This is a genomic window from Paraburkholderia atlantica (assembly GCF_009362785.1).
In the GTDB taxonomy this organism is placed as follows: Bacteria; Pseudomonadota; Gammaproteobacteria; order Burkholderiales; family Burkholderiaceae; genus Paraburkholderia; species Paraburkholderia atlantica.
Window position 1 is genome coordinate 155,334 of sequence record NZ_WHNQ01000002.1, and the last position, 20,801, is coordinate 176,134.

Sequence of the window (20,801 nt, forward strand, 5' to 3'; positions counted from 1 at the left end):
CCTCACCGCGAGCCGGCATTTTTTCATTTCAAAGTGGCTTGTACTGAATCCATGTCCGGCACCCTAGCCCTTACCGAACAACTGATCGCTCGCGCGTCCGTGACGCCCGACGACCAGCATTGCCAGCGTCTGCTGATCGAGCGCCTGGCCGCGCTCGGCTTCGAGCACGAGACGATCGAATCCAACGGCGTGACCAACCTGTGGGCCGTCAAGCGCGGCGCCGACGGCAGCGAGGGCAAGCTGCTCGCGTTCGCCGGCCACACCGACGTGGTGCCGACCGGCCCGCTCGAACAATGGCAGTCGGCGCCGTTCGAGCCGACCCAGCGCGACGGCAAGCTGTACGGCCGCGGCGCGGCGGACATGAAGGCATCGATCGCCGGCTTCGTCGTCGCGAGCGAGGAGTTCGTCGCGGCCAACCCTCAGCACCGCGGCTCGATCGCGTTCCTGATCACGAGCGACGAGGAAGGCCCCGCCACCGACGGCACCGTCAAAGTCGTCGAAGCGTTGCAACAGCGCGGCGAGCGCATGGACTACTGCATCGTCGGCGAACCGACGTCGAGCGAGCGGTTCGGCGACATGGTCAAGAACGGCCGGCGCGGTTCGATGTCGGGCAAGCTGACCGTCAAGGGCGTGCAAGGTCATATCGCTTATCCGCATCTGGCCAAGAATCCGGTGCACCTGCTAGCGCCCGCGCTTGCCGAGCTCGTCGCCGAACGCTGGGACGAAGGCAACGATTATTTCCCGCCGACCACCTGGCAAGTGTCGAACCTCCACAGCGGCGCCGGTGCGACCAACGTGATCCCCGGCCATGCGGACGTGATGTTCAACTTCCGCTTCTCGACCGCGAGCACCGTCGAAGGACTGCAAAAGCGCGTGCACGCGATTCTCGACAAACACGGCCTCGAATACGAACTGCATTGGACAATAAGCGGCCTGCCGTTTCTCACCCCGCGCGGCGAACTGTCGAGCGCGCTCGCAAAGGCGATCAAGGACGAGACCGGCGTGGACACCGAGCTATCGACCACCGGGGGCACGTCGGATGGCCGCTTCATCGCGCGCATCTGCAAGCAGGTGATCGAGTTCGGCCCGCTGAACGCGAGCATCCACAAGATCGACGAACATATCGAAGTCGCCCATATCGAGCCGCTGAAGAACGTGTATCGCCGCGTGCTCGAACAACTGATCGCATAACCAGGAACTCTGCGATGACGCTTCCTTTTTGCACCGTCCGCGACCTGCTGCGTTATGCAGTGTCGCGTTTCAGCGAGGCCAAACTGTCGTTCGGCCACGGGTCGGCCAATGCCTACGACGAAGCCGCCTATCTGATCCTGCACACGCTGCATCTGCCGCTCGACCTGCTCGAGCCGTTTCTCGACGCGCGCCTGACCACGGCCGAAATCGAGGCGGTGCTGAAAGTGATCGAGCGACGCGCCGCCGAACGCGTGCCGGCCGCGTACATCACGCAGGAAGCGTGGATGCACGGCTATCGCTTTTACGTCGACGAGCGCGTGATCGTGCCGCGCTCGTTCATCGGCGAGCTGCTGCAGGACGGCCTGCAGCCGTACGTCGAAGATCCCGAGCAGGTCGGCGCGGTGCTCGAACTGTGCACCGGCTCCGGCTGCCTCGCGATCCTCGCCGCGCATGCGTTCCCGAACGCCGACGTCGACGCGGTCGATCTGTCCGCGCCCGCGCTCGAAGTCGCGACGCGCAATGTGCTGGACTACCACCTCGACGACCGCATCGCGCTGTTCGAAGGCGATCTGTACGCGCCGCTCGCCGAGCGCCGCTATGACGTGATCATCAGCAATCCGCCGTACGTGAACGCGAAGTCGATGCAGGAGCTGCCGGCCGAATACAAGCACGAGCCGGAGATGGCGCTCGCGGGTGGCGCCGACGGCATGGACATCGTGCGGCGGATCATCGCCGACGCGCGCAACTGGCTGACCGAAGACGGCGTGCTCGTCATCGAGATCGGCAACGAACGCGAGCACGTCGAGGCGGCGTTCGGCGGTCTCGACCTCGTGTGGCTGTCGACCAGCGCCGGCGACGACAACGTATTCCTGATCCAGGCCAGCGACTTGCCGGTCTGATGTCTGAGTTCGGCATGCTGTCCGTTTGAGCGCGCGGCGTGCGCGGCGCCGGCTCGCCGCCGCTTGCAGCGGATTTCGCAAGTGACGCGCGCGCCGCGCGTCGTACCACGCACGGTTTATTCGTGCGCGTTTTTGCGCTATTTTTTAGCGCGTGTTTTTTAGGCCGTTTTTTGGCGCTTTCTCAGGCGCCGCAGCCGCAGTCTGAATTCGTTGCCCGACGCGTTCGCCGCAGACCACGAAGCGAGCCTGTGCCCGCCTCCGTTTCCTGAACCACGGCGCTTCGCCAACTGTTCGCGAGCTTATGACATTCGACCTGCTTCACGTCGGCCCGCTGGTTCTCCTTGCCCACATTCTCGGGATCATCGCGGCCGCTCACGCGATTCTCCATACCCGCACCTCGCAAGGGGCGATCGCGTGGGCCGTGTCGCTGGTCGCGATGCCGTATCTGACGCTCGTGCCCTATCTGTTCCTTGGCCGCAGCAAGTTCGCCGGCTACGCCGACGCGCGCCGCGTCGAGAACGAGCTGCTGCGCACGCGCGCGCATCCGCAGGTGTGGGACACGCATGCGTCGTCGGCGGGGCTGCCGACGCAGCAGCTCGGCTCGCGGCTCGTGCAGTCGCTGACGCGCCTCGGTGGCATGCCGTTCCTACCCGGCAATACCGTGCGCACGCTGATCAACGGCACGGCGACTTTCGAGGCCATCTTCGACGCGATCCAGAACGCGCGCCACTATGTGATCGTGCAGTTCTTCATCGTGCGCGACGACGCGCTCGGCGACATGCTGAAGGACGCGCTGATCGCGAAAGCGCAACAGGGCGTGCGCGTGTACTTCCTGTACGACAGCATCGGCAGTTTCGATCTGCCGCACCGCTACGTCGCGACACTGCGCGCGGCCGGCATCGAGATGCAGCCGTTCGCGACGAACCGCCGCTTCGTCAACCGTCTGCAACTGAATTTCCGCAATCACCGCAAGATCGTGGCGGTCGACGGCGAGCGCGCGTTCATTGGCGGTCATAACGTCGGCGTCGAATATCTGGGCGCGAAGCCGCCGCTGTCGCCGTGGCGCGATACGCACATCGAGGTGCGCGGCCCGGCGGTCGCCAGCATCCAGTTCGTCTTCATCGAGGACTGGTACTGGGCCACGCAGCAGTTGCCCGAGTTAGACGTGCCGTCCACCGAAACTGCCGGTCCATCCGTCGAGCAGCGCGACGCCCACGGCGCCGTCGAACACGCCGGGAACAACATGCACTGCATCGTGCTGCCGAGCGGCCCGGCCGACAAACAGGAGACCTGCTCGCTGTTTTTCGTCGAAGCGATCAACGCGGCGCGCGAACGCATCTGGATCACGACGCCCTACCTCGTGCCCGACGAGGCGGTGTTCGCCGCGTTGCGGCTCGCGGCGCTGCGTGGCGTCGACGTACGCATCCTGATTCCGAGCCGGCGCGATCATCGGGTGGTGTTCGAGGCTTCGAAGCTGTATGCATACGACTCGCTGCGCGCGGGCATTCGCATCTTCCGCTATCAGCCGGGTTTCCTGCACCAGAAGGTCGTGCTGATCGACAGCAGCGCGGCCGCGATCGGCAGCGCCAATCTCGACAACCGCTCGTTCCGTCTGAACTTCGAGATCATGGTGCTGACCGTCGACCGCGGTTTCGCGCTCGAAGTCGAAACGATGCTGCTCGACGACTTCGCCGAGTCGCGCGAAATCGACCGCGACGAGTACCGCAAGGCGAACGCGCTGCGACGCATGCTGATGCACGTCGCACGGCTCTTTTCGCCGATCCTGTAGAGGCGCTCGCGCTTACAGCAGCGCTTCGATATCCTCGGTGATCGCCTCCGGCTTGGTCAGCGGCGCGTAGCGCTTGACCACGTTGCCGTCGCGGCCGATCAGAAACTTCGTGAAATTCCACTTGATCGCTTCGAGACCGAGCAGCCCCGGCGCCTCGATCGTCAGATAGCGGAACAGCGGGTGCGCGTTCGGGCCGTTCACGTCGATCTTGTCGAACATCGGGAACGTCACGCCGTAGTTCTTCTCACAAAAGCTGCCGATCTGCGCGGCGTCGCCCGGCTCCTGCTTGCCGAACTGGTTGCACGGAAAACCCAGCACCGCGAGCCCGCGCGCCGCATACGCGTCGTACAGCTTCTGCAAGCCCGCGTACTGCGGCGTGAACCCGCATTCGCTCGCGGTATTGACGATCAGCATCACCTTGCCTTGGTACTTCGCGAGACTCGCTTCCTCGCCGCCGAGCGTGCGTGCCGAAAACGAATAGATCGATGTCATGTGCCCTCCCGTGAAAGCCGTCAGTCTATGCCAAAAGCGCTGCCGATACAGTCGGCCGAATGGCCGATGGCGGCTGCGCTCAATGTGACAGCGGGGCAATCGGCGCCGCGCGCCCGGCAACCCGCCGGGCAGTCTAAAATAGCGGTTTTCTTCAGCCGGCCACGTCGTGATCCGCTTCAATCAGTTCAGCCTCGCGCGCGGCACCAAGCCGCTTTTCGACAACACCACGTTCACGTTGAACCCCGGTGAAAAAGCCGGCCTCGTCGGGGCGAACGGCGCGGGCAAGTCGACGCTGTTCGCCGTGCTGCTCGGCGAGCTGCATGCGGACGGCGGCGATTTCTCGATTCCGCCGACCTGGCGCATCGCCCACGTCGCGCAGGAAACGCCCGCCGTCGACAAAACCGCCCTCGCCTACACGCTCGACGGCGACGCCGCGCTGCGCGACATCGAAGCGCGCATCGCTTCGGCCTCCGCGGCGCACGACGGCGCGGCCGAAGCCGAAGCCCACGCCGCGTTCGCCGACGCCGACGGCTACACCGCGCCGGCTCGCGCCGAAGCGTTGCTGCTCGGCCTCGGCTTCACGCTCGACCAGACCCGCGAGCCGGTCAGCAGCTTCTCAGGCGGCTGGCGCATGCGGCTGAATCTCGCGCAGGCGCTGATGTGCCGCTCCGACCTGCTGCTGCTCGACGAACCGACCAATCACCTCGACCTCGATGCGATCGTCTGGCTCGAAGACTGGCTCAATCGCTATGCGGGCACGCTGATCGTGATCTCGCACGACCGCGAGTTTCTCGATTCCGTCTGCAATGTCACGCTGCATCTCGAGAACCAGCAGATCAAGCGCTACGGCGGCAACTACTCGCAATTCGAAGTGCTGCGCGCGCAGCAGATCGCGCTGCAACAGAGCGCGTACGAAAAGCAGCAGCGCACGGTCGCGCATCTGCAGAGCTACATCAACCGCTTCAAGGCGCAGGCCACCAAGGCGCGTCAGGCGCAAAGCCGGGTGAAGGCGCTCGAGAAGATGGAGCTGATCGCACCCGCGCACGTCGCGTCGCCGTTTACGTTCGAGTTCCGTACGCCCGACTCCGCGCCGAATCCGATGATGGTGATGGAAGACGTGCGCTGCGGCTATCACGCCGAAGACGGCAGCGAGATTCCGATTGTCGAGCGCGTGATGCTGTCGATCCAGAACGGTCAGCGCATCGGCCTGCTCGGCGCGAACGGCCAGGGCAAGTCGACGCTGATCAAGACGCTCGCGGGCACGCTCGAACCGTTGAGCGGCCACGTGCGCGAGGGCAAGGGTCTGCGCATCGGCTACTTCGCGCAGCATCAGCTCGAAACGCTGCGCCCGGACGACACGCCGTTGCAGCACCTCGCGCGCCTTGCGCCCGACACGCGCGAGCAGGAACTGCGCGACTTCCTCGGCAGCTTCAACTTTTCCGGCGACATGGCGACCGCGAAGATCGCGCCGTTCTCGGGGGGCGAGAAAGCACGCCTCGCGCTCGCGCTGATCATCTGGCAGAAGCCGAACCTGCTGCTGCTCGACGAACCGACCAACCACCTGGACCTCGAAACGCGCCACGCGCTGACGATGGCGCTCGCGCAATTCGAAGGCACGCTGATTCTGGTGTCGCACGACCGGCATCTGCTGCGTGCGACGACCGATCAGTTCATGCTGGTCGCGAAGCATCGTCTGCAGGAATTCGACGGCGATCTCGACGACTATCGCGACTGGCTGCTGCAGCATGCGGCCGAGCAGCGCGCCGCGCTGAAGGCGAATGCGTCCGGCGCGTCAGACGCAGCATCCAACGGCGCGGCAAATGGCGACAGCAACGTCAATCGCAAGGAGCAGCGCCGCCTCGAAGCGGAAACGCGGCAGAAGCTCGCGCATCTGAAGAAGCCGCTGCAAAGCCGCATCGCGAAGATCGAAAAGGAAATGGACGCGCTCAACGCGGAGAAGACGACGCTCGATACGTTCGTTGCCGATCCCGCGAGTTACGAGCCGGAGCAGAAGAGCAAACTGACGGAGGCGATCCGCCGTCAGGCAGACGTGAACGCGCGCCTCGACACGCTCGAAGCCGAATGGCTCGAGACGCACGAGGAACTCGAACAGATCGGCTAGCGGCACGCAACGGCCGGGCCGCGCCGGCATCCACGGGAGCTTGGCTTTGTCATTTGCGAACTCGTCGTCCGCGTCATCGGTGTCTGGACCCGCGGCTGCAACGGCAACCGAAGTGCCGCCACCGTTGCAAGGACTGCGCGTGCTCGATCTCACGCGCCTCTTGCCGGGTCCGGTGGCCGCGCTGCGCCTCGCCGAGCTCGGCGCCGATGTGCTGAAGATCGAAGCGCCCGGCACGGGCGACCCGACACGCACGATGATGCAGTCGTCGAGCGATCGTGTCGCCGGCCGGCCCGGTGCGTTCTACCGGATGGTCAATCGCGGCAAGCGCGAGACGCGCCTCGACCTCAAGTCCGAAGCGGGACGCAACGTGCTGCGCGCGCTCGCGGCCGAAGCCGACGTGCTGATCGAGAGCTTCCGACCCGGCGTGATGGAGCGGCTGGGCCTGGGTTACGCGACGCTCAGCGCCGCTAATCCGCGCCTCGTCTATTGCGCGATCAGCGGATATGGCGCAAACGGTCCGTTCGCTGAGCACGCCGGCCACGATCTGAACTACATCGGCTATGCGGGTGTGCTCGATCAACTGGCGAGCCGCGACGGTGCGCCGATCCTGCCGAACTTCCAGATCGCCGATCTGCTCGGCGGCGCCTTGAGCGCGGTCACGCAGATTCTCGCCGCGCTCTGGCATGTCGCGCGTGGCGGCGCTGGACGCTTCGTCGATGTGTCGATGACGCACACGAGCTATGCGCACAACTTCGTCGCACAAGTCTCGCTGCTCAACGAAGGGGCGGCGCCTGCCGCGGGCAGTGGTCTGTTGAACGGCGGCGTGCCCTGCTACAACCTGTACCGCACGAGCGACGAGCGCTGGCTCGCGGTCGGCGCGCTCGAATTGAAGTTCTGGGAAACGCTGTGCATGGCGCTCGATCGGCCCGAATGGGCGACGCGTCACTGGAGCCTGGGGCAGGCGATCGGCGGTCCCGATGCGCTGGCGCTCATTCAGGAAGTCGCCAAATTGATTGCGACGCGCACGCTCGGCGAATGGGTGGAATCGTTGGAATCGCTCGATTGCTGCGTGTCGCCGGTGCTCACGCCCGCTGAAGCGGCGCAGCATCCGCTGTTCAATCCGCACGCGTATGCGGCGGTGGCCGCGAGCGCCGCCAATTCAGACGACGACGGAGCCTAACCCGCCGCCGTCAACGCCGCGTCGCCGTCTGCCTCGGCAGCGTTTGACGCGGCGACTTCTCGTCGTCGTACAGCAAGTGCTTGCGACCTTCCACATGGCGGCTGATCGTGGCGCGCACTTCGGCGGCTGTCACGTCTTCGGCGACCACTCGCCGCGAGATCTGCCCCGCGGTGTCGATCCACTCGACGATCCGGCAAGCGCCGCCCCAAGGCTGATGAATCGGTGCGGAGACCCGGCAGCCGCGCACCTGGATGTGCTGGCCGGCAGCGGTTTCATCTGACTGTTTCAAAGCGCGATCCTTTTTCGAGCATCAGAAGGGATGCATATCGTTACAGCTTAGGAAAAAGGTATGGCGGCCAGGTTACAGCCAATATAGCGATATTTACAGGGCATTACCGGACCGCGAGCGAATAAGGTACCCGCGAGCCGTCCCGGCCCCCGTCTATTCGAGCGTGCGGACGCGGTCGATGGCCTGTTCGATCCGTTCGACGGCAACGACCTGTAAGCCTTCGATCGGCTGTTTCGGCGCATTGGCCTTCGGAATCACCGCCACCGAGAAGCCGAGCTTGGCCGCTTCCTTCAGTCGTTCCTGACCGCGCGGCGACGGCCGGATTTCGCCGGCGAGGCCGACTTCGCCGAACACGACGAGCCCTTTCGGCAGCGGCTTGTTGCGCATCGACGAATGAATCGCGAGCAGTACCGAGAGGTCTGCGGCGGGCTCGGAGATCTTCACGCCGCCCACCGCGTTCAGGAACACGTCCTGATCGAAACAGGCGATGCCCGCATGCCGATGCAGCACCGCGAGCAGCATCGCGAGCCGGTTCTGTTCGAGGCCGACCGCGAGGCGGCGCGGATTCGGCGCGTTGGCCGAATCGACGAGCGCCTGCACTTCGACGAGCAACGGCCGCGTGCCCTCCTGCGTGACGAGCACGCACGAACCCGGCACCGACTGCTCGTGCTGCGACAAAAACAATGCCGACGGATTCGCGACGCCGCGCAAACCACGCTCGGTCATCGCGAACACGCCGAGCTCGTTGACCGCGCCGAAGCGGTTCTTGATCGCCCGCACGAGACGGTACGACGAGTGGGTATCCCCCTCGAAGTACAGCACCGTATCGACGATATGTTCGAGCACGCGCGGCCCGGCGAGCGCGCCCTCTTTCGTCACGTGCCCGACCATGATGATCGTCGTGCCCGACTGCTTGGCGATGCGCGTGAGTTGCGCGGCGCACTCGCGCACTTGCGCGACCGAGCCCGGCGCCGATGTCAAAGCATCCGAATAGACGGTCTGGATCGAATCGATCACGGCGACTTCGGGCCGTTGCTCGGTGATCGTCGCCTGAATTTTTTCGAGCTGGATTTCCGCGAGCAATTGCAGTTCGCTCGCCTTCGAGCCGGGTTCGAGCAGCGCGAGCCGTTGCGCGCGCAACGCGATCTGCGCGCCCGATTCTTCGCCACTGATATAGAGCGCGCGCTTATCCGCGGCGATCTCCGCGAGCGACTGCAACAGCAGCGTCGATTTACCGATGCCCGGATCGCCGCCGATCAGCACCACGCCGCCCGGCACGAGGCCGCCGCCGAGCACGCGGTCGAATTCGCTGACGCCGGTGGAAAAGCGCGGCACGTCCGATGCATCGATGTCGGCAAGGCGCCGCACTGGTGTGCTCTTCGCGAGCGACTGGAAACGGTGACCGGACGGCGCCTCGGCGACCGATTCGACAAGCGTGTTCCACGCCTGGCAGGACGGGCATTGACCGGACCACTTCGGCGACTGTCCGCCGCATTCCCCGCAGATGTACAACGTCTTCGCTTTCGCCACGCGTTACTCCGCCCGAACCGGCACACGCGGCGCGACCGCGCACATCAGCTCGTAGCCGATCGTGCCGCAGGCCTGCGCGACGTCGTCGATGGGCAGCGCGGTGCCCCACAGTTCCACGCGCGAGCCGACGTTGGCGGTCGGCACGGGGGTCAGGTCGACGGTCAGCATGTCCATCGACACACGTCCAACGATCCGCGTGCGCACGCCATCGACGATCACCGGCGTGCCTTCGGGCGCGACGCGCGGATAGCCGTCCGCGTAGCCGCACGCAACCACGCCGATGCGCATCGGCGCGCGCGCGGTGAACGTCGACCCATAGCCGACCGAACTGCCTTCGCCGAGCGTCTGCACGGCGATCAGTTCCGATGCGAGCGTCATCGCGGGCTGCAGGCCGGTGCCGTCGATCGCGGCCGTCACGCCGGACGGCGACGCGCCGTACAGGATGATGCCGGGACGCACCCAGTCGAAATGCGCTTCCGGATGCCACAGCGTCGCGGCCGAATTCGACAGACTGCGCGCACCGGCGATTCCCTGCGCGCCGCGCTCGAACGCCTCCATCTGATGCGCGATGCCGCGCTCGGCATCGGCATCGGAAAAATGCGTCATCAGCGTGATCTGGCCGACGCCCTGGCAGGCGCGCGCGCGCTCCCATGCGGCACGGAATTTTTCGACCGTGTAGCCGAGCCGGTTCATGCCGGTGTTCATCTTCAGCTGGATATTGACCGGTTTCGACAGACGCGCCATTTCGAGCATGCGCAGCTGCTCGTCCGAATGCAGCGCCGTGGTCAAGCTGTAGCGGTCGATTACGTCGATATCGGTCGGCCGAAAAAAACCTTCCAGCAGAAGAATTGGGCCCGCCCAGCCCAATTCACGCAACTTCACCGCTTCTTCGAGGTCCAGCAACCCAAAGCCGTCCGTCGCGCGCAATCCGGGAAACACGCGCGCGAGGCCATGCCCGTAGGCATTAGCCTTGACGACGGCCCAGATTTTCGATTTCGGCGCATGGCGCCGCGCGACAGCGAGGTTATTGGCGAGAGCAGCGGTATGAATCGTGGCGGAAAGGGGGCGCGGCATGGGATTTTTTCGAAAAGACACTTGCGAATCAGCGGCTTACAAGGCGTTTTCAGCGCTCTGCGGCCCGCTGGGCGGTGCGATCAAGGATTCTGCTAGTCTGAATCCACCTATTTTCATGATATAAAGCCGTGCGCACAACCCATTTCGATCGGCATAAGCCCGGACGCATAACAAACGGCCGGGGCGGACAGACCGCAGCGAGGACAGCATCGCATCAGATGAAAAAAGGCTTTTACACCATCATGGCCGCGCAGTTTTTTTCGTCGCTGGCCGACAATGCGCTTCTGATCGCTGCTATCGCACTGCTGAAAGATCTTCACGCTCCGAACTGGATGACGCCGCTGCTCAAGCTGTTTTTTGTGCTGTCGTACGTCGTTCTTGCCGCCTTCGTCGGCGCATTCGCCGACTCCCGTCCGAAAGGACGCGTGATGTTCATCACCAATACGATCAAGGTGGTCGGCTGCATCACGATGCTGGTCGGCGCGCATCCGCTGATTGCGTACGGCATCGTCGGCTTCGGCGCGGCGGCCTACTCGCCCGCCAAATACGGCATTCTCACCGAACTGTTGCCGCCTGACCGGCTCGTCGCCGCGAACGGCTGGATCGAAGGCACCACGGTCGGCTCCATCATTCTCGGCACGGTGCTCGGCGGCGCGCTGATCAGTCCGCATATCGCCGCGCCGATCCTCAAATGGCACGTTCCCACCGTGAATACGCCCGCGGAAGCCGCGATGCTCGTGATCATGGGCATCTACGTGGTCGCCGCGCTGTTCAATCTGCGCATTCCCGACACCGGCGCGCGCTATCCGCGCCAGGAACACGGGCCGATCCGCCTGATCACCGATTTCGCCGACTGCTTTCTCGTATTGTGGCGTGACAAGCTCGGACAAATTTCTCTCGCTGTGACCACGCTGTTCTGGGGTGCGGGCGCGACGCTGCAATTCATCGTGCTGAAATGGGCCGAGGTGTCGCTGGGCATGTCGCTGTCCGAGGCGGCGATCCTGCAGGCGGTCGTCGCGGTCGGCGTCGCGGGCGGCGCGATTTTTGCGGCCTCGCGTGTGCCGTTGAAGAAGTCGCTGTCGGTCTTGCCGGTCGGCATCGTTATGGGTATCTCCGTGATGCTGATGGCGTTCTACACGCGTGATCTGTTCCCCCCGCACTGGGGCATTTATTTTGGCCGCATGCACGTGTCGGGCTATCTGATCTTCGCGTATATCTTCCTGATGTTCGTGGGCGGCCTGTCGGGCTTTTTCGTCGTGCCGATGAATGCGCTGCTGCAGCATCGCGGGCACGTGCTGCTATCGGCGGGCCATTCGATCGCCGTGCAGAACTTCAACGAGAACCTGTCCGTGCTCGTGATGCTGTGCCTGTACGCGGTGCTCGTTTGGCTCGACGTGCCGGTTACCGTCGTGATCGTGCTGTTCGGCACCTTCGTGTGCGTGATGATGTGGCTCGTGATGCGCCGCCATCAGGCGAACCAGCGCGCGTTCGATTCGGTCGCGCTGATCGGCGAAGCCAAGCACTGATCAACCGCGCCGGGCCGGCCGCGACACGCACGAGCGCGCCCTTCTTCTTCCTCGCTCGACCATGACTCAATCGATTCCCAATGTGCTGACGATCGCCGGTTCCGATTCCGGCGGCGGCGCCGGCATCCAGGCCGATCTGAAGGCCTTCTCCGCGCTCGGCGCCTATGGCGCGAGCGTGATCACCGCGCTGACCGCACAGAACACGCGCGGCGTCACCGCGATTCACGCGCCGGACCCGGGCTTCATCACCGCGCAGCTCGACGCGGTGTTCGACGACATCCGCATCGACGCGGTAAAGATCGGCATGCTCGCGAATGCGCCGATCGCGCGCGCGGTCGCCGACGCGCTGCGCCGCCACCGGCCCAAACACATCGTGCTCGACACGGTGATGATCTCGAAGAGCAACCACGCGCTATTGCTGCCCGATGCGGTCGCGGTGGTACGCGACGAACTTCTGCCGCTCGCCGATCTGCTGACGCCGAATCTGCCGGAAGCGGCCGCGTTGCTCGGCATGCAGCCCGCCACCGACGAAGCCGGCATGGTCGAGCAGGGCGAAGCGTTGCGCGGGCTCGGCGCGCGCGCGGTGCTGATGAAGGGCGGCCATCTGAGCGCGACCGATAGCCCCGACTGGCTCGTGCAGGAAAGCGGCACGCTGCGTCTCGGCGGTCCGCGCGTGCCGGTGAAGAACACGCATGGAACGGGTTGCACGTTGTCGTCGGCGATCGCGGCGTTGATTCCGCAGCGCGGCGATCTCGCTAGCGCCGTGGCCGATGCGAAGGTTTATCTAACCGGCGCGTTGCAGGCGAGCGAGCGGCTCGAGGTCGGCCACGGCGTGGGGCCGGTGCATCACTTTCATCGGTGGTGGTGAGCGGCGTTATTGCTTCGCGTAACGCCGCGCGTGCTCGGGCCAGTCGTCGGGCACGATAAAGCCGCGCGAGCGTTCAAGCAGATGTCCCGTGTCGTCTTCAAGGAATCCGGCGACCATCGTCGGGCCGTGTTGCGGTGAGCTTTGCGCGGCAAGCGTGTTTGCGTCGACATAGCTCGAGTCGTCCGCGCCGGCTTGCATTCGATACTGCGGCGCGAGCCATTCGAGTCGCGGCAACACCCGCCACTTGTCCGTGTGCGCGCACGCGAAAGCCGGCCAGTCGCGCTGCGTAATCCACCAGCCGCGACCATGCGCGGGATCGAGTTCGGCAGGATCGGTGGGCGTGACGCCATGCCGGTAAAACAGCCAGCCTTTGACGAACATCTGCGGCGTCCACGCGCCTGTATAGCCCGTCGACGCAAATTCGTCGCGTGCGCTGAGCGGCAACTGATGATCGAGCAGATGCGCGAGCTTCAGATCGAAACGGTCCTTCAGATTAGGGCCGACATAATCGGCGAGACGGGCCGCCTCTGCCCCATTCGAATCGCCCGCATGCAGATAGCACTTCACCGCGAGTTCCCAATGCAATCGCGCGCCCTCGCGCGTGCGCACGAGGAAATCGCATTCGCCGAGCGTGCGGCCCGCGTGTCGTAGCGGCACACCCGCTGCGATCAGTTGCGTCGCCGGCCCATGACACAGGAAAAAGCCCAGCAGGCGTTCGGCGTAGCGGCCAAGACGCGTAATACGCGTTGCCGCGAGATCCTGATGCAGAAGTTCCGGAGTAGCGTCGAGCGCGTGCAGCCAGTCGAGCGTGGCCTGCAATTCCTGCGGTGTATCGAAGGGATCTGCGAGCGCCCCCGCGGGAGGATGGGGGCGCAACAGATCGGGACTCAGCAGCAGCCAGGCGAGATCGCGGACGGCGGGTTCGCGCAGCGCATCGACTGAAGCATCGTCGCCCAAACCCAGCAACGTATCGAGGAGCGCCGCGCGGCTGACAGACGCGGCGGGCATGCGCGCCGCCGGTCCCTCGGCGATCGTCACTTTGACTCGTTCGACGGCGCGCCGCCGTTCGCGAGCCACGTGGCACGCGCGAGGCACAGGTCCGTCCACGCCTTGGCCTTGTCGGGCAGGCTACGCAGCAGATAGGCCGGGTGATAGGTGACGATCACCGGCACGCCCTCGTACGTATGCACGCGGCCGCGCAGCGACGAAATGCTCGCGTCGGTCTTCAGCAGACTTTGCGCGGCGAAACGGCCGAGCGCGACGATCAGCTTCGGCTTCACGAGCGATACCTGACGCTGCAGATAAGGTTCGCAACGCGCGACCTCGTCCGGCTGCGGATTGCGGTTGCCGGGCGGCCGGCACTTGATCACGTTCGCGATATACACGTTGGTGCCGCGCGCGAGCGCGAGCGAATGCAGCATGTTGTCGAGCAGCTTGCCGGCTTGGCCAACGAAAGGTTCGCCTTGACGGTCCTCGTTCTCGCCGGGCGCTTCACCGATCAGCATCCAGTCGGCCTCGCGATCGCCGACGCCGAACACCGTGTTGGTGCGCTTCTCGCACAGCCGGCAGGCCTCGCATCCGGAGACGCGCTCAGCGAGCGCGTCCCAGTCGAGCGTGTGGACAGCCGGCAGTGCGGGCGCGTCGCGGCGCGCTTCTGCGGGTGCGGGGGTCGATGCGGTTGGATCGTCGAACCACGCGAAGTCGTCGTCGGGTGGGGCGTCGAAAGTCGGCGGGGCTGAAAAGTCCGGTTGCGGTTGTGATGTCTCGCGGCGCGCGGCGGTTTCGTCGAAGCGCGGGGCAGATTCACGCGGCGCTTGCGGCGGTTGCACGTCGGCGGATGCGCGCAGAGGTTCGCGCGTGGTCTGAGGCGCAGGCTCCGCGCGACGCTCGTCGTCTGCGTCTGCGTCCGCGTCTGCCCGCAGCGTCTGCGATGCATTGCCCTGCCCGGCCTCCGCCTGCCGCGCCGCGAGTCCGCGACGCACCCACAACGGCGCAAGTCCGAATTCTTCGAGCACCGATTCATGCAGCGCCATCTTCGCCCTCCGTGGCAAACGACAGACGCATCACGATTGCGTCCTCCCGGCCGCGATGCCGCGCCGGATAATAATTTTTGCGCCGGCCGATCGACGCGAAGCCGAAGCGCTCGTACAACCGGATCGCCCGATGATTCGACGGCCGCACTTCGAGCAGCAGCCCCTCGAGCTTCTCCGCGTGCGTGATGCGCACCGCCTCGCGCAGCAGCGCGAGGCCAGCACCGGCGCCTTGCGCTTGCGGCGCGACGCACAGATTCAGCAGATGCATTTCATCGACGACCGGCATCAGCACGCAATAGCCGATCAAAGTGCCCGTCACGTGACGCAGACAAACGCCGAAATAGCCGTTGCGCAGCGAGTCGCCGAAGTTGCCGCGGCTCCACGGAAACTCATACGCGAGCTTCTCGATCGCGGCGACTTCGTCCAGGTCGCTTTCGGTCATCGGCGACATATAGCGGTCCGTGAGCAGCACGCCGCTCATGGGCGCGCCTCGTCGCGAGCCGGTTGGCCGGACGCGCCGTCGGGCGCAGGCTGGGCGGACGGCTCGGCGCCATGCGCCGCCTTGGCTGATTTGGCCGCTTTGTCGGCCATGCGCTCGGCGGTCGTCTGCGCGACCTTGTCACGCACGTACTCGGGCGCGGCCTGATCGGCGGGAACCGTGCGACCCGCATGAAACGCGCGCAGCGCCGCGTACGCGAGCGGCAACGCATGCGGCAACGCTTCGCCATCGACGCTCCGCGCGGCCGCGACCGCCGGCAATCGCTCGCCGAACGCGGCTGCGGCGTTGCCCGCCAGCGTGAATGGCACGTCGGGCAGCACGAGCCGCTCGGGTGCATCGAGCGACGCGGTCTGCACGGTGCGCCATTCGTGTTGCGCGTCGTCCCACGCGTAGTCCGCCCAGTAGATTTCGTCCATGCGCGCGTCGAGCGCGGCGAGCACGCGCGTCGTCGACGGATCGCGCAGGCGGGCGCTCTCCGCGCACGCGAGCAGCGTGCCGATCGGTACGACCGGCAGGTTCAGGCCGAACGCGAGGCCTTGGGCGACACCGGTCGCCGTACGCAGTCCGGTGAACGAACCCGGACCCGAGCCGAACGCGATCGCATCGCAGTCCGCCAGCGTGAGGCCGGCTTCGTCGAACAGCTCGCGGATCGCCGGCAGCAGGCGGGTACTGGAGACCGCGCCGGTTTGTTCGTGACGAACCCAGACGCGCGGTTCGGCGCTGGGCTGACCGGCGGCATCGACGGACGCGGACACGAGCGCCGCCGAACAGAATTCGGTCGAGGTATCGAGGGCAAGGAGCACTGTTTGAGTCATGGACCGTATTGTAATCGGCGCGGTGCGCGTGAATGGTGGTTTGCGCGGCCTTGCTGCCCCGCTTCGCGACCGCCCAGTTTGGAATAAGCCCTCGGCCCCGTTGTGTCAGGCAATTGTTATGATTTTCGGCCGATCTTATCTCTCCCGCCACGCGGGCCAAACCATCATGACCGATATCAATTCCCAGTTCGAACAAGCCCAGCAAGACGTCAAGCAGTTGCCCGAGCGTCCGGGCAATCTGACACTGCTGCGTCTCTACGCACTTTTCAAGCAGGCGAGCGAGGGCGACGTGCACGGCGACAAGCCGGGCTTCACCGACATCGTCGGCAAATACAAGTACGAAGCTTGGGCGGCGCTCAAGGGCACCGCTCAGGACGCTGCGAAGCAGCAATACGTCGAACTGGTGGAATCGCTGAAGAGCGGCGCCGCGGCCTGAGTTTTCGGCGCGCCAATCATCTGCGGAAATAGCCGTCTGGCAACGCTGTGACGGCCCTGCGGCGATTTCGGACGCGAAGTTCCGGCACGCCGTCCTCGCTTCCCTACTGCATTCCGGCACTTTTTTCTGTCGGAATTGCCTGAATGGTGGCGCAGTGCAGCAAAGTTCGCTACAATGCCGCCTGCGCTTCACTGCTTTGCCCGTTTTTCTAGCGGTCCTCGCGGCGCAGCGTCCCATAGCGTTTGCTCCAATCCAGTTTAGAACCTGTCCCCTTCTGCCTAGCCCCCTACGGGCTCAAGTCCCAGGCTGGCGGCTCGCCATGTTGGCACGTCGCATCCGATACAGCTTCTAACGAAAAACTCGCCTTCATTGTCGCGAGTTGCCCCCGTTTTTCGATTTGCTCGCTGCTTTTTTGCTCGCTGAATCCGACGACTTGGGTATGCCGATTGGCGTTGACGTTTTCATCCGATGAACCACCCAGGATCGTTTTCAAGGATTCACATGACTTTGAGCAACACCCCCAGCAGCCCGTTGAACGCCATCGCCGACGAAGCACTCGGTCTTACGCCCGCCACTCCCGAAGCCGCCGCGCAAGCTGACTCCAAGCCAAGCTTTGCGTCGCTCGGCCTGTCCGCGGAAGTCGTCTCCGCGCTGACCGCCGCTGGCTACGAGCACCCGACGCCGGTGCAGCAACGCGCGGTGCCGGCCGGTATCGCCGGCCGCGATCTGCTGGTTTCGAGCCCGACCGGCTCGGGCAAGACCGCCGCCTTCATGCTGCCCGCCATCGAGCGTTTCGCGCAGATGCAAAAGGCCCAGGCAAGCCAGCCGCGCGAACCGCGCCCGGTCGACGGTGGCCGTGGCCGCCGTCCGCAGCCGGTCGCACGTCCGACCATGCTGGTGCTGACCCCGACCCGCGAACTCGCAATGCAGGTCACGACCGCCGCCGCGACGTACGGCAAGCACCTGAAGCGCCTGCGCACCGTCAGCATTCTGGGCGGCGTCGCTTATGGCCAGCAGCTGATGCTGCTCGCGAAGAACCCTGAAATCCTCGTTGCAACGCCGGGCCGTTTGATCGACCACCTCGAGCGCGGCCGCATCGATCTGTCGCAACTGCAGATCCTCGTGCTCGACGAAGCCGACCGCATGCTCGACATGGGCTTCATCGACGACATCGACACGATCGTCGCCGAGACGCCGGCTACGCGTCAGACCATGCTGTTCTCGGCTACGCTCGACGGCAAGATCGGCTCGCTGACCGGCCGTCTGCTGAAGGATCCGGAGCGCATCGAGATCGTCCAGCGCCTGGAACAGCGCACCAACATCGCGCAAACCGTCCACTACGTCGACGACCGCGATCACAAGGATCGTCTGCTCGACCATCTGCTGCGCGACGACGGCCTCGACCAGGCCATCGTCTTCACGGCAACCAAGATGGACGCCGACCAGCTGGCAGGCCGTCTGGCCGACGCCGGTTTCGAATCGGCCGCGCTGCACGGCGACCTGCCGCAAGGCGCGCGTAACCGCACGATCCGCGCTCTGCGCGAGCGCCGCGTGCGCGTGCTGGTTGCGACCGACGTCGCGGCTCGCGGTATCGACATCCCGGGCATCACGCACGTGTTCAACTACGACCTGCCGAAGTTCGCCGAAGACTACGTGCACCGCATCGGCCGTACCGGCCGCGCGGGCCGCTCGGGCATCGCGGTGAGCCTCGTGCATCACGCCGAACAGGGCGCGTTGAAGCGCATCGAGCGCTTCGTGCGCACGCCGCTGCCGGTCAACGTCGTCGAAGGCTTCGAGCCGCGCAAGGCGCCGCCTTCGGGCAACGGCCGTCCTGGCTTCGGTGGCCGCGGCCGTCCGGGCGGTAACGGCCGCCGCTTCGGCAGCGGCTCGGGCAAGCCGGGCGGCTACGGCGGCTCGCGCAACGGCAACGCCAATGGCAACGGCAATGGCGGCGGTTGGGGCAACAAGTCGGCCAGCGGCTCGCGTGATGGCTACGGCTCGCGCGAAAGCCACGGCGGTTCGCGTGACGGCTATGGTTCGCGTGACAGCTACGGTTCACGTGACGGCTACGGTGCGCGCCGCAACGACGGTCCCCGTTCGGCACGTCGCGGCAGCTAATCGCTACGCACCAGACTGAGCGGACGGCTTCGGGCCACCGTGACAACAGTAGAAGACCGGCGCTCAGGCGCCGGTTTTTTTTCGCCTATCGACTGCCCGCCCCAAATTTCACGATGTAAAAAAATTTTTTGCGTCGTAAAAAATCATGCTGCACGGCACAAGAACGGCTATTGCAACAGGGAAAATATCGTTTCTTATCGCGAAATGCGAAATATAAGACATTGATTTAACGTAAAAATAAATATTGGAAAAACGTTTCGCGGCGTCTATTGCGCGCCCATCGATTTGCCTAGACTCTTATATAAGACTTCACGAACCAGAACGCCTCTTCGGGCCCGATGCTTCGAGAAGACAGAGTCACCCATCCTCCATAACTGGCATCGAAGGAGCACATCATGACAATGACCCGCGAACAGCAAGTGCAGCAACTCAAGCAGCAATGGGAAACGGACCCGCGCTGGAAGGGTGTCAAGCGCACCTACTCGGCCGAAGACGTGGTGCGCCTGCGCGGCTCGGTGCAACCCGAGCACACGCTTGCGAAGCGCGGCGCCGAAAAGCTGTGGGCCGCAGTGAACAGCGAGCCGTTCGTCAACTCGCTCGGCGCACTGACCGGCAACCAGGCGATGCAGCAAGTGAAGGCCGGTCTGAAGGCGATCTATTTGTCGGGCTGGCAGGTCGCGGGCGATGCCAACGTTGCCGGTGAAATGTACCCGGACCAATCGCTGTATCCGGCCAACTCGGTGCCGCTCGTCGTCAAGCGCATCAACAACACGCTGACGCGCGCCGACCAGATCCAGTGGTCGGAAGGCAAGAATCCGGGCGATGAAGGCTACGTCGATTACTTCGCGCCGATCGTCGCCGACGCGGAAGCCGGTTTCGGCGGCGTGCTGAACGCGTTCGAACTGATGAAGGCGATGATCGAAGCGGGCGCGTCGGGCGTGCACTTCGAGGACCAGCTCGCATCGGTCAAGAAGTGCGGCCACATGGGCGGCAAGGTGCTCGTGCCGACCCGCGAAGCCGTCGCCAAGCTGACCGCCGCGCGTCTGGCCGCCGACGTGTCGGGCGTGCCGACCGTGCTGCTCGCCCGCACCGACGCGGAAGCCGCCGACCTCGTGACCTCGGACATCGACGACAACGACCGGCCATTCCTGACCGGTGAGCGCACCGTCGAAGGCTTCTATCGCACGAAGCCGGGTCTCGAGCAGGCGATCTCGCGCGGTCTCGCGTACGCGCCGTACGCCGACATGATCTGGTGCGAAACCGGCAAGCCGGACCTCGAGTTCGCGAAGAAATTCGCCGACGCGATCCACAAGGAGTACCCGGACCAGCTGCTGTCGTACAACTGCTCGCCGTCGTTCAACTGGAAGAAGAACCTCGACGACGCGACGATCGCAAAGTTCCAGCGCGAGCTCGGCGCAATGGGCTACAAGTTCCAGTTCATCACGCTGGCCGGCTTCCACGCGCTGAACTACTCGATGTTCAACCTCGCTTACGGCTATGCGCGCAACCAGATGACCGCGTTCGTCGAGATGCAGCAGGCCGAGTTCGCGGCGGCCGAAAAGGGCTTCACCGCGGTCAAGCACCAGCGCGAGGTCGGCACCGGCTACTTCGACGCGGTCACGCAGACGGTCGAGCGCGAAGCATCGACGACCGCGCTGCACGGTTCGACGGAAAACGAACAGTTCTTCGACAAGAAGGTCGCCTGAGATCAGCCGGTCGGGTCACGTAGTCTCGTGGCCTGAACGCAGCAACGATCGGCAAATGTCGAGCAGCACCGTCAGAGTGCCGCCGACACAGGGAGGGCCGCGCCGTACCGGATTGGCAGAAGCATTAGTGCGCACGCCAGCGGCCGGGGTCTGAGAGAAGCCAGCACGCGGCAAGCGTGCGGCGAACCTGAACGCGCCGGCTTCGCCGCCGGCGCGTTTTTTTTCGAAGGCCAC

General features: G+C 64.9%; 19 protein-coding genes. 10 read left to right on the top strand and 9 right to left on the bottom strand.

The genetic code is table 11. The features are described 5' to 3' along the window. The first annotated feature begins 51 nt into the window (after positions 1-51). The 3 genes from dapE (at position 52) to cls (ending at position 3,879) form a co-directional block, all read left to right on the top strand. Positions 52-1,191 carry a succinyl-diaminopimelate desuccinylase gene (gene dapE / locus GCT19_RS03005; RefSeq protein WP_018435508.1) on the top strand — a complete coding sequence of 380 codons (1,140 nt, stop codon included), beginning with the start codon at positions 52-54 and terminating at the stop codon, positions 1,189-1,191. Between the two features lie 14 nt (positions 1,192-1,205). Continuing rightward, positions 1,206-2,090 (top strand): 50S ribosomal protein L3 N(5)-glutamine methyltransferase, encoded by an 885-nt coding sequence (prmB, locus tag GCT19_RS03010; protein ID WP_018435507.1) that lies wholly within the window; start codon positions 1,206-1,208, stop codon positions 2,088-2,090. 301 nt (positions 2,091-2,391) lie between these two features. Continuing rightward, positions 2,392-3,879 (top strand): cardiolipin synthase, encoded by a 1,488-nt coding sequence (gene cls, locus GCT19_RS03015; protein ID WP_152850986.1) that lies wholly within the window; start codon positions 2,392-2,394, stop codon positions 3,877-3,879. A 12-nt stretch (positions 3,880-3,891) separates the two neighbouring features. Here cls and GCT19_RS03020 read toward each other — a convergent pair whose 3' ends face one another. After that, positions 3,892-4,371 (bottom strand): glutathione peroxidase, encoded by a 480-nt coding sequence (locus GCT19_RS03020; protein WP_013089718.1) that lies wholly within the window; start codon positions 4,369-4,371, stop codon positions 3,892-3,894. A gap of 166 nt (positions 4,372-4,537) precedes the next feature. Here GCT19_RS03020 and GCT19_RS03025 point away from each other — a divergent pair, with 166 nt between their 5' ends. After that, positions 4,538-6,493 carry an ATP-binding cassette domain-containing protein gene (locus GCT19_RS03025; protein ID WP_176136193.1) on the top strand — a complete coding sequence of 652 codons (1,956 nt, stop codon included), beginning with the start codon at positions 4,538-4,540 and terminating at the stop codon, positions 6,491-6,493. A 124-nt stretch (positions 6,494-6,617) separates the two neighbouring features. After that, positions 6,618-7,673 carry a CaiB/BaiF CoA transferase family protein gene (locus GCT19_RS03030; protein WP_018435505.1) on the top strand — a complete coding sequence of 352 codons (1,056 nt, stop codon included), beginning with the start codon at positions 6,618-6,620 and terminating at the stop codon, positions 7,671-7,673. A 10-nt stretch (positions 7,674-7,683) separates the two neighbouring features. On the opposite strand, the gene GCT19_RS03035 is transcribed toward GCT19_RS03030, so the two are convergent. The 3 genes from GCT19_RS03035 to alr form a co-directional block, all read right to left on the bottom strand. After that, positions 7,684-7,962: a DUF2866 domain-containing protein gene (locus GCT19_RS03035; protein ID WP_013089721.1), complete on the bottom strand. Its 279-nt coding sequence runs from the start codon at positions 7,960-7,962 to the stop codon at positions 7,684-7,686. 153 nt (positions 7,963-8,115) lie between these two features. Beyond that, positions 8,116-9,492 carry a DNA repair protein RadA gene (gene radA / locus GCT19_RS03040; protein ID WP_013089722.1) on the bottom strand — a complete coding sequence of 459 codons (1,377 nt, stop codon included), beginning with the start codon at positions 9,490-9,492 and terminating at the stop codon, positions 8,116-8,118. Positions 9,493-9,495: 3 nt separating this feature from the next. Then, the gene (alr, locus tag GCT19_RS03045; RefSeq protein ID WP_018435503.1) at positions 9,496-10,566 is read right to left on the bottom strand and encodes an alanine racemase; all 1,071 of its coding nucleotides are present in this window, start codon (positions 10,564-10,566) and stop codon (positions 9,496-9,498) included. Positions 10,567-10,784: 218 nt separating this feature from the next. Between alr and lplT the strand changes: the two genes are divergently transcribed. Both lplT and thiD read left to right on the top strand, forming a co-directional pair. After that, on the top strand, positions 10,785-12,092 hold the full coding sequence (lplT, locus tag GCT19_RS03050) for a lysophospholipid transporter LplT (RefSeq protein WP_018435502.1): 1,308 nt from the start codon (positions 10,785-10,787) through the stop codon (positions 12,090-12,092). Between the two features lie 61 nt (positions 12,093-12,153). Then, positions 12,154-12,960 (top strand): bifunctional hydroxymethylpyrimidine kinase/phosphomethylpyrimidine kinase, encoded by an 807-nt coding sequence (thiD, locus tag GCT19_RS03055; RefSeq protein WP_018435501.1) that lies wholly within the window; start codon positions 12,154-12,156, stop codon positions 12,958-12,960. A gap of 6 nt (positions 12,961-12,966) precedes the next feature. On the opposite strand, the gene GCT19_RS03060 is transcribed toward thiD, so the two are convergent. Genes GCT19_RS03060 through tsaB form a run of 4 tightly spaced genes read right to left on the bottom strand, consistent with a single transcriptional unit; the run spans position 12,967 to position 16,307 of the window. Beyond that, positions 12,967-13,998 carry a DUF1853 family protein gene (locus GCT19_RS03060; protein ID WP_321576744.1) on the bottom strand — a complete coding sequence of 344 codons (1,032 nt, stop codon included), beginning with the start codon at positions 13,996-13,998 and terminating at the stop codon, positions 12,967-12,969. After that, entirely contained in the window at positions 13,995-14,993 is a 999-nt protein-coding gene (locus tag GCT19_RS03065; protein WP_152850987.1) for a uracil-DNA glycosylase, read from the bottom strand. The genes GCT19_RS03060 and GCT19_RS03065 overlap by 4 nt, the downstream gene beginning before the upstream one ends. After that, positions 14,980-15,474: a ribosomal protein S18-alanine N-acetyltransferase gene (gene rimI, locus GCT19_RS03070; RefSeq protein WP_013089728.1), complete on the bottom strand. Its 495-nt coding sequence runs from the start codon at positions 15,472-15,474 to the stop codon at positions 14,980-14,982. The genes GCT19_RS03065 and rimI overlap by 14 nt, the downstream gene beginning before the upstream one ends. Further along, entirely contained in the window at positions 15,471-16,307 is an 837-nt protein-coding gene (gene tsaB, locus GCT19_RS03075) for a tRNA (adenosine(37)-N6)-threonylcarbamoyltransferase complex dimerization subunit type 1 TsaB (RefSeq protein ID WP_152850988.1), read from the bottom strand. Before tsaB ends, rimI begins: the two co-directional genes overlap by 4 nt. Positions 16,308-16,473: 166 nt before the next feature. On the opposite strand from tsaB, the gene GCT19_RS03080 reads away from it, so the two are divergent. After that, a complete protein-coding gene (locus GCT19_RS03080; RefSeq protein WP_152851132.1) occupies positions 16,474-16,743 on the top strand; it encodes an acyl-CoA-binding protein in 270 nt (89 codons plus the stop codon). A gap of 286 nt (positions 16,744-17,029) precedes the next feature. Here the strand turns inward: GCT19_RS03080 and GCT19_RS03085 are convergent, their stop codons facing one another. Then, positions 17,030-17,236 carry a hypothetical protein gene (locus GCT19_RS03085; RefSeq protein WP_152850989.1) on the bottom strand — a complete coding sequence of 69 codons (207 nt, stop codon included), beginning with the start codon at positions 17,234-17,236 and terminating at the stop codon, positions 17,030-17,032. Positions 17,237-17,244: 8 nt separating this feature from the next. On the opposite strand from GCT19_RS03085, the gene GCT19_RS03090 reads away from it, so the two are divergent. Then, on the top strand, positions 17,245-18,861 hold the full coding sequence (locus tag GCT19_RS03090) for a DEAD/DEAH box helicase (RefSeq protein WP_152850990.1): 1,617 nt from the start codon (positions 17,245-17,247) through the stop codon (positions 18,859-18,861). Positions 18,862-19,262: 401 nt separating this feature from the next. After that, positions 19,263-20,567, top strand: coding sequence for an isocitrate lyase (gene aceA / locus GCT19_RS03100; RefSeq protein ID WP_026228698.1), 1,305 nt, complete (start codon positions 19,263-19,265; stop codon positions 20,565-20,567). The last annotated feature ends 234 nt before the right edge of the window (positions 20,568-20,801 follow it).

What these genes read in the sequence shown, in the direction of transcription:
- dapE (WP_018435508.1), top strand. Translation starts at nt 52, where the DNA reads ATGTCCGGCACCCTAGCCCTTACCGAACAACTGATCGCTCGCGCGTCC.
- prmB (WP_018435507.1), top strand. Translation starts at nt 1,206, where the DNA reads ATGACGCTTCCTTTTTGCACCGTCCGCGACCTGCTGCGTTATGCAGTG.
- cls (WP_152850986.1), top strand. Translation starts at nt 2,392, where the DNA reads ATGACATTCGACCTGCTTCACGTCGGCCCGCTGGTTCTCCTTGCCCAC.
- GCT19_RS03020 (WP_013089718.1), bottom strand. Translation starts at nt 4,371, where the DNA reads ATGACATCGATCTATTCGTTTTCGGCACGCACGCTCGGCGGCGAGGAA.
- alr (WP_018435503.1), bottom strand. Translation starts at nt 10,566, where the DNA reads ATGCCGCGCCCCCTTTCCGCCACGATTCATACCGCTGCTCTCGCCAAT.
- lplT (WP_018435502.1), top strand. Translation starts at nt 10,785, where the DNA reads ATGAAAAAAGGCTTTTACACCATCATGGCCGCGCAGTTTTTTTCGTCG.
- thiD (WP_018435501.1), top strand. Translation starts at nt 12,154, where the DNA reads ATGACTCAATCGATTCCCAATGTGCTGACGATCGCCGGTTCCGATTCC.
- GCT19_RS03065 (WP_152850987.1), bottom strand. Translation starts at nt 14,993, where the DNA reads ATGGCGCTGCATGAATCGGTGCTCGAAGAATTCGGACTTGCGCCGTTG.
- rimI (WP_013089728.1), bottom strand. Translation starts at nt 15,474, where the DNA reads ATGAGCGGCGTGCTGCTCACGGACCGCTATATGTCGCCGATGACCGAA.
- tsaB (WP_152850988.1), bottom strand. Translation starts at nt 16,307, where the DNA reads ATGACTCAAACAGTGCTCCTTGCCCTCGATACCTCGACCGAATTCTGT.
- GCT19_RS03080 (WP_152851132.1), top strand. Translation starts at nt 16,474, where the DNA reads ATGACCGATATCAATTCCCAGTTCGAACAAGCCCAGCAAGACGTCAAG.
- GCT19_RS03090 (WP_152850990.1), top strand. Translation starts at nt 17,245, where the DNA reads ATGACTTTGAGCAACACCCCCAGCAGCCCGTTGAACGCCATCGCCGAC.
- aceA (WP_026228698.1), top strand. Translation starts at nt 19,263, where the DNA reads ATGACCCGCGAACAGCAAGTGCAGCAACTCAAGCAGCAATGGGAAACG.